This is a genomic window from Roseovarius sp., assembly GCF_018066915.1.
In the GTDB taxonomy this organism is placed as follows: domain Bacteria; phylum Pseudomonadota; class Alphaproteobacteria; order Rhodobacterales; family Rhodobacteraceae; genus Roseovarius.
On record NZ_JAGPVV010000019.1, the window covers coordinates 1 to 14,310 of the forward strand.

General features: G+C 62.0%; 14 protein-coding genes. 11 read left to right on the top strand and 3 right to left on the bottom strand.

Annotation, left to right across the window (positions count from 1 at the left end; genetic code table 11):
* Positions 1–301, top strand: a 301-nt coding sequence (locus KBT70_RS00995) for a Fe-Mn family superoxide dismutase (protein WP_296627728.1), incomplete at its 5' end; no start/stop codon positions are given.
* A gap of 186 nt (positions 302–487) precedes the next feature.
* Positions 488–1,384, top strand: coding sequence for an EamA family transporter RarD (gene rarD / locus KBT70_RS01000; protein WP_296627730.1), 897 nt, complete (start codon positions 488–490; stop codon positions 1,382–1,384).
* Here the strand turns inward: rarD and KBT70_RS01005 are convergent.
* The gene (locus KBT70_RS01005) at positions 1,345–1,896 is read right to left on the bottom strand and encodes a TIGR00730 family Rossman fold protein (RefSeq protein ID WP_296627733.1); all 552 of its coding nucleotides are present in this window, start codon (positions 1,894–1,896) and stop codon (positions 1,345–1,347) included. The genes rarD and KBT70_RS01005 overlap by 40 nt on opposite strands.
* Positions 1,897–1,999: 103 nt before the next feature.
* On the opposite strand from KBT70_RS01005, the gene KBT70_RS01010 reads away from it, so the two are divergent.
* The 9 genes from KBT70_RS01010 (at position 2,000) to KBT70_RS01050 (ending at position 10,512) form a co-directional block, all read left to right on the top strand.
* Entirely contained in the window at positions 2,000–3,106 is a 1,107-nt protein-coding gene (locus KBT70_RS01010) for a LysM peptidoglycan-binding domain-containing protein (RefSeq protein ID WP_296627736.1), read from the top strand.
* 64 nt (positions 3,107–3,170) lie between these two features.
* Positions 3,171–4,991, top strand: coding sequence for an ABC transporter ATP-binding protein/permease (locus tag KBT70_RS01015; RefSeq protein WP_296627737.1), 1,821 nt, complete (start codon positions 3,171–3,173; stop codon positions 4,989–4,991).
* Positions 4,992–5,161: 170 nt separating this feature from the next.
* Entirely contained in the window at positions 5,162–5,746 is a 585-nt protein-coding gene (locus tag KBT70_RS01020; RefSeq protein WP_296627740.1) for an HNH endonuclease, read from the top strand.
* Between the two features lie 103 nt (positions 5,747–5,849).
* On the top strand, positions 5,850–7,253 hold the full coding sequence (murD, locus tag KBT70_RS01025) for a UDP-N-acetylmuramoyl-L-alanine--D-glutamate ligase (RefSeq protein WP_296627743.1): 1,404 nt from the start codon (positions 5,850–5,852) through the stop codon (positions 7,251–7,253).
* Between the two features lie 3 nt (positions 7,254–7,256).
* Complete coding sequence (locus KBT70_RS01030) at positions 7,257–7,868, top strand: VOC family protein (RefSeq protein WP_296627746.1); 612 nt, start codon at positions 7,257–7,259, stop codon at positions 7,866–7,868.
* On the top strand, positions 7,865–8,344 hold the full coding sequence (locus tag KBT70_RS01035; RefSeq protein ID WP_296627748.1) for a GNAT family N-acetyltransferase: 480 nt from the start codon (positions 7,865–7,867) through the stop codon (positions 8,342–8,344). Before KBT70_RS01030 ends, KBT70_RS01035 begins: the two co-directional genes overlap by 4 nt.
* Positions 8,345–8,389: 45 nt before the next feature.
* The gene (locus KBT70_RS01040) at positions 8,390–9,088 is read left to right on the top strand and encodes a molecular chaperone DjiA (RefSeq protein ID WP_296627751.1); all 699 of its coding nucleotides are present in this window, start codon (positions 8,390–8,392) and stop codon (positions 9,086–9,088) included.
* On the top strand, positions 9,069–10,094 hold the full coding sequence (locus KBT70_RS01045; RefSeq protein ID WP_296627754.1) for an endonuclease/exonuclease/phosphatase family protein: 1,026 nt from the start codon (positions 9,069–9,071) through the stop codon (positions 10,092–10,094). The genes KBT70_RS01040 and KBT70_RS01045 overlap by 20 nt, the downstream gene beginning before the upstream one ends.
* 37 nt (positions 10,095–10,131) lie before the next feature.
* Positions 10,132–10,512: a hypothetical protein gene (locus KBT70_RS01050; RefSeq protein ID WP_296627821.1), complete on the top strand. Its 381-nt coding sequence runs from the start codon at positions 10,132–10,134 to the stop codon at positions 10,510–10,512.
* A gap of 14 nt (positions 10,513–10,526) precedes the next feature.
* Here the strand turns inward: KBT70_RS01050 and KBT70_RS01055 are convergent, their stop codons facing one another.
* Both KBT70_RS01055 and KBT70_RS01060 read right to left on the bottom strand, forming a co-directional pair.
* Positions 10,527–12,071 carry a Ppx/GppA family phosphatase gene (locus KBT70_RS01055; protein ID WP_296627757.1) on the bottom strand — a complete coding sequence of 515 codons (1,545 nt, stop codon included), beginning with the start codon at positions 12,069–12,071 and terminating at the stop codon, positions 10,527–10,529.
* Positions 12,072–12,121: 50 nt separating this feature from the next.
* Positions 12,122–14,296 (bottom strand): RNA degradosome polyphosphate kinase, encoded by a 2,175-nt coding sequence (locus tag KBT70_RS01060; RefSeq protein WP_296627760.1) that lies wholly within the window; start codon positions 14,294–14,296, stop codon positions 12,122–12,124.
* Positions 14,297–14,310 lie beyond the last annotated feature (14 nt).

The following is a 14,310-nucleotide window of genomic DNA, read 5'->3' on the forward strand; positions in this document are numbered from 1 at the left end:
CAAGAAAGAGGAACAGCTGCTGGCCATGCAGGGCGAGATGTCCCAAGCGGCCAATCGGGCGTTCCGCCAATTACTCGATGCCGACATGAAGTTCGGGGTCGTCAAGGACACCGACGGCAGCCTCAAGGTCACCAAGACCGAGAACGGCGTCAACCCGCTCTGCTTCGGCCAAACCGCGCTTCTGGGCTGCGACGTGTGGGAACATTCCTACTACATCGACTTCCGCAACAAGCGCCCGGCCTATCTGACCAACTTCCTCGACAATCTGGTCAACTGGGAAAACGTCGCTTCGCGGATGTGATCGACCTTCTGACTTTCGTCAAAGCCCCCCACCTCTGTCGTGGGGGGCTTTTTCGTGTCCCACCCCGCGCGACGTGCCAGACCTTACAAAATCACCTTACAAACCTTACAGACCTTGAGGTTTGCCCTTGCCCCCACCGGCCACATGCGGCAGCACTCGGGCAACGGATCTGAAGGACGACATCACATGCGCGAGGCGACCAAAGGTATTCTGGCGATGGTCGCCACCTGCACGGTCTGGGGGCTGTCGGGCATCTATTACAAGCTGCTCGATCATATTCCCCCCATTGAAATTCTCGCCCACCGCACTCTCTGGTCCTTCATCTTCTTTGCGCTCGTCCTCTTGGTGCAGGGGAGAATTTCCGTTTTGCGTCAAACCCTTGGCGCGCGCCACTCGGTGCTCTTGATCGGTTTTGCGGCGCTGATGATCTCGACCAACTGGTTCGTTTTCATCACCTCGATTCAGATCGGCAAGGCGGTCGAGGCCTCTTTGGGCTATTACATCTTCCCACTGGTCGCGGTGCTCTTGGGGGCCATCGCCTTTCGCGAACGTCTTGGAAAGGCTCAGCTTTTTGCCGTGGCCCTTGCCGCGACGGCGGTCATCACCCTGACCATCGGCCTTGGCGTCCCACCTTGGATCGCGCTCATACTGGCCACCAGCTTTGGCTTCTATGGTCTTGTTAAAAAAGGGCTTTCCGTTGGTCCTGTGGTTTCCGTGACAGCCGAGGTGCTGCTCCTCTCGCCCATTGCCTTGGGGGTCTTGTGGTGGTTCCACTCCGACGGGCACGGGGCCTTTGGCACCAATTGGCAGGACAGCCTGCTCCTGGCCTTCTCCGGCATCCTCACCGCGTCCCCGCTCATCATGTTCAGTTACGCGACAAAACGCATCACTCTGGCCACGGTCGGACTGGTCCAATACTTGAACCCCAGCCTGCAATTCCTTGTTGCGACACTCTTATTTCGCGAAGTCTTCAGCTTCTGGCACGCCATCGCCTTTGGCATGATCTGGTCTGCCTTGGCGATTTACACCACCGCCAGTCTGCGTCAGGACAGGGCGGCGCGCAGGGCCATCCTCAAATCCTGAACCGTTTCAACGCTTTGCACAAAGGACTTCACGTTGTCCCCGGCAAATCCCTGCGTCACCACATGATCCAGAAGCTGAATGAGAGGTGTCCAATAGCCTTCTGTATTCAATAGGAAAATCGGCTTTTGGTGCAGCCCGAGTTGCCGCCATGTCAGCACCTCAAAGAACTCATCCAGCGATCCCGCGCCACCGGGCAGAACCACGATGGCGTCTGAATTCATGAACATCACTTTCTTGCGTTCATGCATGGTCTCGACCACAATATATTGCGTCAGATCCCGCTTGCCCACTTCCCAAGCCACGAGATGCGCGGGGATAACCCCAAAGGTCTCGCCGCCCGCCTCTTGCACCGCCCGCGCCGTGGCCCCCATCAGCCCAACATCCCCCGCGCCATAAACGAGCCGCCATCCCGCCGCGGCCAACATCTCGCCTACGGCGGTTGCATCTTGCATATATATAGGGTCGCGCCCGGGGCGTGCGCCGCAAAAGACACAGACGGAACGCGCGGTCATGAAATCACTCCGGGCATATGCAGGGTTGTTTTGACCCGTGATAGCCTTGTTGCTATTCTCGGACAACCGGCCAAAGCGCCGCGATAGGGGGATTTTTAGAAAGATGAGCAAATTCGGTGGCTTAGGCACTGGATCGGCGGTCGGCCTTGGCGGGTTGGCGGTGATCGGCGCAGTTGTGGCGGCCCTCTGGTTCCGCGCGCAGCCCGCGCCCACCTCGGAAACGGCCCCCGTGATCGAAACCGCCGAGGCTCCAGCCCCCGCACTTCCCGACCCCGCCCCGACCCCTGACATGCCCGAGGCCCCGACCATCGACACGTTCCGGTTGGAACCCGGCGGTCAGATGATCATTGCCGGTCAGGCCGAGCCGGGATCGCAGGTTTCCATCCTCTTGGACAACGTCAATGTCGGCGCGGTTCTTTCTGATAATGCAGGGAAATTCGTGCAATTCCTCGACCTGCCCGCCAGCACCGCGCCGCGTGTCCTGTCGCTCCGGATGCGCTCGGAGGCGTCCGGCCAAGAGCGTGCCTCTGAGGACGAAATCATCATCGCACCTACCCCGACCACAGTCGCGGCCAGTGACGCGCAAACTGTGAGCTCCGACACCCAAGTTACCGATACAGAAGAAAATTCCTCGCAAGAGGTGACCGAGGCGCAAGGCGGCGAGCAACCCAGCCAGACCGTGCTTCTGACCGATGAAACCGGCGTGCGCGTCCTGCAGACCCCCTCTGTGGGTACCCCGCCCGACGTCATGTCGAGCGTCGCCCTCGATGCGATCACCTATTCGCCCGACGGCGATGTCGAGCTGTCTGGCCGCGCGCAAGGCACTGGATTCGTTCGGATTTATCTCGACAACGATCCTGTCGTGACCTCGCCCATATCTCCCGCCGGGGATTGGACCACCCCCTTGCCCGAGGTCGATACCGGCGTCTACACCCTGCGTGTGGACGAGGTGGACACCACCGGCGCCGTCACGTCGCGGGTGGAAACCCCTTTCAAGCGCGAGGATCAGGCCCTCCTGACCGCCGCGCAAACAACCGAGACCAGCCCCATCCGCGCCATCACCGTGCAACCCGGCTCGACCCTCTGGGCAATCTCGCGTGAGGCCTATGGCGAGGGTCTGCTCTATGTCCGCGTGTTCGAGGCCAATCGCGACCGCATCCGCGATCCCGACTTGATCTATCCCGGCCAAGTGTTTGCCTTGCCACAATAATCCTTTCTGGCAATCACCCTGTCTCAGGGCTATCTCTGAGACAAGGGATTGAAAAGGCCAGCCCATGCGCCACGCCAGAATTACCACGTCAGACGCCCCCTCGAAGGGGTGGCGCACCATACGCCGGGTCGCCCCCTACCTGTGGCCCGCCGATCAACCCTGGGTCAAGCGCCGCGTGGTGCTGGCGCTCCTGTCTCTGGTGGTGGCCAAGCTGATCGGCGTGGGCACACCGTTTTTCTATAAGGCCGCCGTCGACATGCTGGCCGGAGAGGGGCAATCCGCAGCCTGGATGTTGGGGGCGGGGGCGATTGGCCTGACGGTCGCATATGGCATGGCGCGGCTGATGACGGTCGGGTTCCAACAGTTGCGCGATGTGATCTTTGCCCGTGTCGCACAACGTGCCTTGCGGGCGTTGGCCCTCAAGACCTTCCAACATATCCACGCAATGTCAATGCGTTACCACATCACACGCAAGACCGGCGGCCTCAGCCGGATCATCGAGCGCGGGGTCAAGGGGGTCGAGTTCCTGCTGCGCTTCCTACTCTTCTCCATCGGTCCGCTCGTCCTCGAACTGGCGCTGATTGGCATCGTGCTCGCGCTGGTGTTCAATATCTGGTATCTGGTCGTGGTTGTCGCGGTAATCGGCACCTATGTCGCCTTTACCTTCAAGGTCACGGAATGGCGCGTGCGCTTGCGCAAGGAAATGAACGATCAGGATACCGACGCCAACCAAAAGGCGATCGACAGCCTACTCAATTTCGAGACGGTCAAGTATTTCGGCGCGGAACGCCGCGAAGCCAGCCGGTATGACGCAGCCATGGCCGGCTATGAGCAGGCCGCGCTTCAGACGTCCTATTCGCTGGCCTTTCTCAACTTTGGCCAGTCGCTGATCATCACTGGCGGCTTGGTGATCGTGATGGTCATGGCGGCGATGGGCGTGCAATCGGGCAGTATGACAGTGGGGGATTTCGTCATGGTCAACGCCTACATGATCCAGATCACAATGCCTCTCAACTTTCTTGGCACCGTTTATCGCGAGATCCGGCAGGCCTTGGTTGATATGTCGGAAATGTTCGATTTGTTAGAGCAAAAGACTGATGTAGAGGATAAGCCGGGTGCGGAAGTTCTGAAAGTGAAAGGGGCCGCTGTGCGGCTTGAGGCGGTGGATTTCGGGTATGACGCCAATCGCGCCATTTTGCGGGGGGTCACGCTCGATGTTCCGGCGGGGCAGACGGTGGCGGTCGTGGGCCCCTCGGGATCGGGCAAGTCGACCATCGGGCGCTTGCTCTTTCGGTTCTATGACGTGCAGGCGGGGCGTGTGCTGATCGACGGGCAGGATGTGCGCGACGTCACGCAAGAGAGCCTGCATGCAGCCATTGGCGTGGTGCCGCAGGATACGGTGCTCTTCAACGACACCGTCGGCTATAACATCGGCTATGGCCGCGCCGGGGCCACACAGGCCGAGATCGAAGAGGCTGCGCGCGCAGCCCAGATCCATGATTTTATTGCAAGCTTGCCAGAGGGATATGCGACGCAGGTGGGCGAACGCGGGCTGAAGTTGTCGGGGGGTGAGAAACAGCGTGTGGGAATCGCCCGGACGCTGCTCAAAAATCCACCAATCCTTCTCCTCGACGAGGCGACCAGCGCGCTTGATACCCAGACCGAAGGCGACATTCAGGGTGCCTTGGCGCGTGCGGCCGAAGGGCGCACCGTGATCATGATTGCGCATCGCCTGTCCACCGTTGCCAATGCCGATAGAATTGTTGTTCTGGATCAAGGTGTTGTTGTCGAAGAAGGCACGCATGCCGATCTCTTGGCCCGGCAGGGGCGCTATGCCGCCCTCTGGCAACGGCAGGCCAGCGAGGCGGCAGAAGAAGCGGCCTGACCGCCTTGTCATGGGACAGTTACCTTGGCCCATTAGACATCCGAGCATCGAGCGCTACATATCGCACTTGTCAGGGTGCAATGACGATATATAGTGGATTCAGGACGGGGTGAGGTGCCCGCTCTGGCACCTGCATCCCTGACGACCGGGGTGAGAGGATAGTCTGTCAGATGGACGGCGATTTCAGGACCGAATTCGTAAGAGAACCCGCCTCGTTGCGGCATTTTCCGGCGCTCGTGCTGAACGCTGACTATCGCCCTCTGTCCTACTACCCGCTCTCGCTCTGGACTTGGCAAGAGGCGGTCAAGGCGGCTTGGTCGGATCGGGTGGACATCGTGGCGGAATACGATCACTGGGTCCGAAGCCCAAGCACGGTGATCCGCATACCGTCCGTTATCGTGTTGAAAGATTACGTAAAACCCCAAAAGCGCGTGGCCTTCACGCGCTTTAATTTATTTCTGCGCGACGAATTCATGTGCCAATATTGCGGCTCCAAGGGCGATCTGACCTTTGACCACGTGGTGCCGCGCGCCTCGGGCGGGGTTACAAGCTGGGAGAATGTTGTGGCGGCTTGCAGCCCCTGCAACCTGCGAAAAGGCTCCAAGAGCCTGCGCCAATCGGGCCTGAGCCTGCGCAAACCGCCGCGCATGCCGGGGGCAGAGCAATTGCGCAATCTGGGGCGCAAGTTTCCCCCGAACCATCTGCATGACAGTTGGCTCGATTACCTCTACTGGGATGCCGAACTCGACGCTTGAGGGCGGGCTCTTTGCCTGCTGGCCAACGCTTGCATCTTGCCCCGGTCCCGGCGCAAATATGCGCGGTGGCTAGGGCGGGGCAACGACCCTAAGGGAGAACAGAATGATTCCGGTCAGAGGATATGCAGGCGCCAAGGTTGCGGTGCTGGGGCTGGGCCGGTCTGGCCTCTCGGCGGCGCGCGCCCTGCGCGCGGGCGGTGCCGAGGTGCTGGCCTGGGACGATAGCGAAACCGCGCGCGCTGCGGCCGCCGCCGAGGGATTTGCCACTGTCGATCTGGCACGCGCGGGGGCCTTTGACGGGGTCGCCTCTCTCATCGTCAGCCCTGGCATCCCGCATCTTTATCCAACGCCCAACCGCGTGATCGCTGCGGCGCAAGAGGTGGGTGTGCCGGTCGACAATGACATCGGCCTCTTTTTCCGCTCGCTCGCCACTGATGAGTGGGATGGGTTCGACGTGACCCCCAAAGTGATTGCAGTCACCGGCAGCAATGGAAAATCCACCACATCGGCGCTCATTCACCATATCTTGTGCGAGGCAGGGCGCGCGGCGCAGCTTGCGGGCAATATCGGGCGCGGTGTGCTCGACATCGACCCGCCCGAGGAAAGCGGCGTCGTCGTGCTGGAACTGAGCAGCTATCAGACCGATCTGGCCCGGGCGCTGACGCCGGATGTGGCGGTTTTCACCAACCTGTCGCCCGACCATCTCGACCGTCATGGCGGCTTGGGGGGGTATTTCGCAGCCAAGCGCAGGCTATTCGCCGAAGGCGGACCGGACCGGGCGGTGATTGGCGTGGACGAGGCCGAGGGGCGCTATCTGGCAGGGCAGATGGCCGAAGGACCGACCGATGATCGGGTGATCCGCATTTCGGTCGATCGCAAACTTACCGGCTTTGGTTGGTCGGTCTTTGCGCGCAAGGGGTTTCTCAGCGAATATCGGCATGGGCGACAAGTGGGCGCAATTGATCTGCGCGAGGTCAAGGGCCTGCCGGGATCGCACAATCACCAGAACGCCTGTGCCGCCTATGCCGCCTGCCGGACCTTGGGTCTGGCCCCGCGCGTGATCGAGGCAGGGTTTCACAGCTATGCCGGTCTGCCGCATCGCAGTCAGCGGGTGGCGGAAAAGGATGGTGTCATCTTTGTCAACGACAGCAAGGCCACCAATGTCGACAGCGCGCTCAAGGCGCTGTTGGCGTTCCAGAATATCCGCTGGATCTGTGGTGGGCTGGAAAAAGAAGGCGGTTTGGCCGGGCTGGCCCCCGGTCTTGCGCATGTGCGCCGGGCCTATGTGATCGGGCGCGAAGCGGCACAATTCGCCATCGGGCTGGGGGCGGTTGATACCGAGGTCTGCACCACCATGGCCGAGGCGGTGGCGCGTGCGATGCGCGATGCAGAGCCGGGGGATGTGGTGCTCTTGGCCCCGGCTGCGGCGAGTTTCGACCAATACGACAATTTCGAACAGCGCGGCGAGGATTTCATGGCGCAGGTGCGCGCGCGGCTGGATCTCTAGGCCATGATGCGGCTCGATCATCTGGCGGTCGCGGCACAGAGCCTTGAGGCAGGGCGCGCGCATGTCGAAGAGGCACTTGGCCTGCGGTTGCAGCCCGGCGGTCAGCATGAGCATTTCGGCACGCATAACCTGCTCTTGGGGTTGGAGGATGGGCTCTATCTCGAGCTGATCGCGATTGATCCGGGCGCTTCGGCCCCCGCTTATCCGCGCTGGTTCGATCTTGATCGGTTCACTGGCGTGCCGCGCTTGCGCAACTGGATTTGCGCGGTCGATGATCTGAGTGCGGCGCTCTTGCGGCATCCGGGCGCGGGGCAGGCGGTGGCCTTGGCGCGTGGCGATCTGCGGTGGCGAATGGCGGTGCCGGTGGATGGTATCCTGCCGCTGGACAATCTCTTTCCGGCGCTGATCGAGTGGCAGGGTGCGGCGCATCCGGCGGCGCGCCTCACGCCTTCGGGCGCGCGGCTGTTGCGGCTGGTGGTCACGCATCCCGAAGCGGCGATCCTGCGGGCGACGGTTGGGGCCGAGTTGCACGATGCGCGCGTGGTGTTCGAGCCAGGCCCCACGGGTATGCGGGCCGAGATTGAAACGCCCCATGGGCCAAGGGTGATCGAATGATCCTGAGACAAGCAGACCCGCGCGATATTCCCCAGATCCTCGCCTTCTGGAACCCGCTTATTCGCGAGACCTCCGTCACCTTTACCACGGTGGAAAAGACGCCAGAAACTTTGGCGGCGGATCTTGCGGCGCGCGGTGCCGCGTTTCAGGTGGCAGAAGAGGCGGGCAGGCTGCTGGGATTTGCCAGCTATGGCACGTTCCGGTCGGGGCCGGGTTATGCCCATACCGCCGAACATACGGTCATTCTGGCTCCCGAGGCGCGCGGGCGCGGGGTAGGGCGGGCCTTGATGGCGCGACTGCAAGAGGTGGCGCGCGCGGCGGATATGCATGTGCTGGTGGCGGGTGTCAGCGGCGAGAACTTGGGCGCCATTGCCTTTCACCGGGCCATCGGCTTTGCCGAGGTGGCGCGCATGCCCGAAGTGGGGCGAAAATTCGGGCGCTGGATGGATTTGGTGCTTTTGCAGAAAGTCCTGTGATGGTTTGCACTGACAGGGGCGGGGAATGGGTCTAGGGTAACGCCCATGTCGATCTGGGTCCGTATCTCCGAAGCCTTGTCAGCCCTTGCCAATGGCGAGGGGCTGAGTGCCGTTTTCGACCGTCTCCGCACCCCGCCCGAGCGCAGCGTGGCCTTTACAATCGCGGTGATCGCGCTCTCGGCCAAGATGGCCAAGGCCGATGGGCTGGTCACGCGGGACGAGGTCACGGCCTTTCGTGAGGTGTTCCAGATCGCCGAGACGGATGAGGCGGATGCTGCCCGCGTCTTCAACCTTGCGCGGCAGGATGTGGCGGGGTTCGAGGACTATGCCCGCCGTATCGCGCGGATGTTCGAGGGCCAGCCCGGCACGCTCTGCGATCTGATGGAGGGGCTCTTTCACATCGCCATGGCGGACGGGGTCTATCACGCCAAAGAGGATGAATTTCTAGCGCGCGTGGCCGAGATATTCGCGCTGCCTGCGTCCTCCTTTCGCACGTTGCGGACGCGGTTCGTGCCGGATGCACCCTCCGATCCTTGGTCCGTTCTGGGGGTGAGCCCGGAGACGCCGATGGAAGAGGTGCGCAAGGCCTGGCGCGATTTGGTGCGCGAGACCCACCCGGACCGCATGCAGGCGCGCGGGGTTCCGCCAGAGGCGATCCGCCTTGCAGAGCGGCGGCTGGTGGACATCAACCGCGCCTGGGAAGAGATCAGCGAGGCACGCGCCCATGCGGATCGCGACCTATAATGTCGAGTGGTTCAACGCGCTCTTTGACGATCAGGGCCACCCCCATGACAACGGCGCATGGTCCGCGCGCTACAATGTGACACGCGCCGACCAGCTTGCGGCGCTCGGGATCGTGTTCACCGCTTTGGATGCCGATGTGGTGTTGGTGGTCGAGGCCCCCGACGACAATGGTCGCCGCAGCACAGTCAAGGCGTTGGAAAATTTTGCAAAAATCATGCAGCTTCGGGCGCGGCGGGCCCTGATCGGCTTTGCCAATGACACGCAACAGGAACTGGCGCTGCTCTATGATCCGGACGCGCTGAGCGCGCGGCATGATCCGCAGGGCGCGACCACGGGGGCCGGGGACGGGACGCCGCGCTTTGACGGTGTGTTCCGGATCGATCTTGATATCGACGACCGCGCGGATCGGGTCACGTTTTCTAAGCCGCCGCTCGAGGTGGAGTTGACCACCACCGCCGGTCGGGTGCTGCGTCTGATCGGCGCGCATCTCAAATCCAAGGCGCCGCATGGTGCTGTGGGCCGCGACGAGGCCATCCGCATCGGGATCACCAACCGGCGCAAGCAACTGGCGCAAGCCGTCTGGCTGCGGCAACGGATCGAGACGCATCTGGCGGCGGCGGACCCTCTGATCGTGTTGGGGGATCTGAACGATGGTCCGGGGCTTGACGAATACGAGCATCTTTTCGGGCGCTCTTCGGTCGAAATCATCATGGGCGAGGGGCAAGAGGCGGCGCAGACACTCTATGATCCGCATGCCCGCGGGGTGCTCTTGCGGCGGTTCGGGGCGGTGCATACTTCGGCGCGCTTCTACCTGCGTGATCAGCGGCGCTACATGCAGGCGCTGCTCGACTATATCCTGATTTCGCCCGATCTCATGGCGCGGCGTCCCATCTGGCGGATATGGCACCCGTTCGACGATCCGGTCTGCTTTGACAACCGCGATCTGCGTGAGGCGCTGCTGACCGCGTCGGATCATTTTCCGGTCAGTCTGGATCTCGAACTCTGATCTTAAAATCGTCACTTGGAGCGCTTATATGATCTGCATGACCCCGATGACCCTGATCCGAACCGTTTGTGTGCTGACCGTGCTGGGCGCGGCCCCCCTTGCTGCGCAGGACGCGACTGAGGATGAGGGACGATCCCTGATGGAAGAGGGCGCGCGGCTCTTTTTCGAGGGGATACAGCGCGAGATGGGACCGGCTCTTGAGGGGTTGCGCGACCGCGCCCAAGAGATGGAGCCCGCGCTGCGCCAGTTTGTCGAGGAAATGGGCCCGGCGCTGCGTGATCTGATGGGTGAGATTGGCGATCTCAGCGCCTTTCACGCGCCCGAAGTGCTGCCGAATGGCGACATCCTCCTGCGTCGCAAGACGCCGCAAGAAATGCAGGATGTGTCACCACTGCCAGAGGGCGAAATCGAACTCTGACTGATACGGCGCGCTTATCTTGGCGTCTTGATCACGATCCGCGCCGAGAGGGCTGTGGCAAGGGAGGCAAAGCGCGCTTGTGCCACTTCGCCAAAGAGCGGGGCTGCCTCTGCTGACAGGCGCAATTCCAGCACCTTCTTTTGCGGGAACCACCGCAATTCCCCCAAATGCGCGTTGCGCTTGAGCCAGAGCATCGCGGCAAAGCGCATGGCCTTGCCCAGAACCTCGGCTTCGTGGCGGTCCTTGTCGGTCAGCAACCCATCCAGATCGGCAAATCGGCTGCCCTCACGTTTGTTCGAATAGCGGTGCAGCAGGGCGAGGCCCAGATAGACCCGCTCCGAATGTTTGAGCCCGCCCAGATTGGCGCGGGTGGCGTTGTCGAAACAGACCTCGGCCCGGTAATCGGGATGGGCGCGCCAACTCACATCGTGCAAGAGACAGGCAGCCCGGATCAGGCGGCGGCGCTCGGGCTTGGCGGATTTGAAGAGCGGCAGGATGAAGTGATAGATTACCTTGCCAAAACCCGGCAGGCGCGCGTCCTTTTGCTCGGCAAAGCGGCAGGCCTCGATCAGCGGATCGCGGTCGCGCAGCATCTGCGGCATCTGCTCATAGAGCAGTCCCTCGCGGATACCATAGCTCGACACGGCGATGTCGCGCGGCTTGAAGGTTTTGATCAACTCGCCCAGAACCTCGATCGCCTGCGGCACAAGCTCGATCCGTGCCATCGAGACACCGGATTGCGCGCGCAGCGTTTCGGCATCCGTCTTTTCGATGTACTTGATGGTCGCCCGCACATCGGCGGGGGTCATGCGGTATTCATGCAGCACATGCAGCGGGTATTTGCGCCGCACCATGTCGATCCGGGCGATGGCCCGCCACGACCCGCCCACTAGGAAGAGGCGGTTCTTCTGCTCGCCCAATTCGTCGCGCATGGCGTTCAGGGTCTGGCGGATATAGGCGCGGCGCTCCTTCTTGCCGCCCTTCATGTCGCGCAGTTTGAGCGGGCCAAGCTGGGAGGAAACCCGCGCCCCCACCTTGCCACCGTTGATCTCGGCCAGTTCCATGGACGAGCCGCCGATGTCGCACACAAGGCCGTAAGAGCCGGGCCATCCCAAGAGCACGCCTTGCGCCGACAACCGTGCCTCTTCGCGGCCGTCGATCACCCAGAGTTTGAGCCCTGTTTCCCGCTCGACCTCGGCGCGGAATTCCTCGCCGTCGCTGGCCTCGCGCACGGCGGCGGTGGCGACGATGACCAGCGGGCCGGTATCCATACCCTCGGCCAGCATCTTGAACCGCTTGAGCGCCTCGAGCGCGCGCTTGCGCCCAGTTGGGTTCAGCCGACCACTTTCGGACATGCCTGCCCCAAGGGCGCACATGATCTTTTCGTTGTAGAAATACGCGGGGCTTCGCGCTGCACCGTCGAACACCACAAGGCGCACCGAGTTGGAGCCCACATCGACCACCCCCACGCGGCTGAGCGCGCGCGCAGAGGGGCTATCGAAAAGAGGGCGACCAAAGGGGCCGCCGTCGGGTTCTGTTGGATCGTTGGTGCCGTCCATATCCGTCCCAGTCTTTCGCGCCCCCTCTATGCGACACGGGCGCGCGTGGGTCAATCCTCGGTATGGGTCAGTTTGGGCACATCCGACGCCCCGGCAGAGCCCCGTCCCGAGAGCGATGGGTTTTCCATGAAGAAGCGGTGACAGCTAAAGGCAAAGGCCCCTTCCACGGCAGGCGGGCGGGTAAAGCTGCCATCGGGGGCCATGACCCAGCTTTGCGCCACATCGGCCATGTTGGCTGCCATGACCTGACTGACAATCTGCGCCTTGACGGTCGGATTCTCGATCTCGACAAGCGTTTCGACCCTGCGATTGAGGTTGCGCCCCATCCAGTCGGCAGAGGAAATGAACACCCGCGCCTTCTTGGACGGAAGGCCAGAGCCATTGCCGAAACAGACGATGCGGGAATGTTCAAGAAACCTGCCAATGATGGATTTCACGCGGATATTGCTCGACAATCCCTTGATGCCCGGTCGCAATCCGCAGATGCCGCGCACCACGAGGTCAATCTTGACGCCTGCCTCGGACGCGGCATAGAGCGCGTCGATGATATCGGGCTCAATCAGCGAATTCATCTTGGCCCAGATTGCCGCCGGTTTGCCCGCGCGCGCGTGCTCGGCCTCGCGCTCGATCAACTCGAGCAGGCGCGGCTTGAGCGATTTGGGCGAAATCGCGAGGTTTTCCAGCCCCTCGGGCTCGGCATAGCCCGACAGGTAATTGAACACCTTGGTCGCGTCCCGCCCCAGTTTGGTATCGCAGGTGAAAAAGCTGAGATCCGTGTAGATGCGCGCGGTGATGGGGTGATAATTGCCGGTGCCGTAATGGGTATATGTCACCAGATTTTCGCCCTCGCGGCGCACCACTGTGGAAATCTTGGCATGGGTCTTGAGGTCGATGAAGCCATAGACCACATGCGCCCCCGCCCGTTCCAGCCGCCGTGATTGTCGGATATTCGCGGCCTCGTCGAATCGTGCCTTGAGTTCCACAAGGGCGGTGACGGATTTGCCATCCTCCGCCGCCTCGCACAGCGCCTCGACGATGGGAGAGTTGCGTGAGGTGCGATAGAGCGTCTGCTTGATCGCCACCACATCGGGATCATGCGCCGCCTGTGTCAGGAAGCGCACCACCATGTCAAAGGTCTCGTAGGGGTGATGCAGCAGCATGTCCTTTTGCCGGATCGCGGCAAACATGTCGCCGCCATGATCCTGCACCCGCTCCGGCACGCGCGGGGTAAAGGGCGGCCACAAGAGATCGGGGCGGGCGTCCAGCACCAATTCCTTGAGATCGGCCAGACCGATCATGCCTTCGACCTCGACCACCTCTTCGGGTATGACGTGCAATTCCTGCATGATGACACGGCGCAGATCCTCGGGCGCGTTGGCCGAAATCTTCATGCGGACCACTTCGCCACGGCGGCGGCGCTTCAATGCCACCTCGAATTCGCGCACGAGGTCTTCGGCCTCTTCCTCGACCTCGAGATCGCTGTCGCGCAGCACGCGAAAGGCACAATGGCTCTTGTAGCGATAGCCCGGAAAGAGGCTGTGCAGATGCAGCAAGAGCAGTTCTTCCAGCGGCAAGAAGCGATGGGTGCCCTCAGGGCCGGGCAGGGGGACGAAGCGCGCGATCTGCTGCGGAATGGGCAAGAGCGCCTGAAGCGGGCGCTTGTCGGCCTTGCGCTCAAGCTGAAGGGCCAGACTGTAGCCAAGGTTGGGGATGAAGGGAAACGGATGCGCAGGGTCAATCGCCAAGGGCGAGAGCACCGGAAATGTCTTGTTGAGAAAAACATCCGCCAGATAGTCCCGGTCTGCGTCCTCGATAGAACCGTGATCGAGGATCGAAATCTTCTCGGCCTCAAGCTCGCGGCGCAGGGTATTGTAGGTCTCTTGCTGAGAGGCCAGCAGTTTACGGGCATTCTCGTTGATCAGCACAAGCTGCTCTGCCGGGGATAGGCCATCCGCGGCCGGGGTCGTATTGCCCGCCTGCGCCAGTTCCCGCAGGCCCGCGACGCGCACGTTATAGAACTCATCAAGATTGGTGGCCGAAATCGACAAGAAGCGCAGCCGTTCCAGCAGCGGCACACGGGTATTCTGGGCCTCTTCCAATACGCGCCAGTTGAAGCCAAGCCAGCTTAGCTCACGGTTATAGAACCGCCCCGGACCGGTGAGGTCCAGATCGGTCAGATCGACAGCTTCGGGCGTGGGGTGTTTGAGAAAATCTGCTTGGGTCATGGGGGGCTTATGGC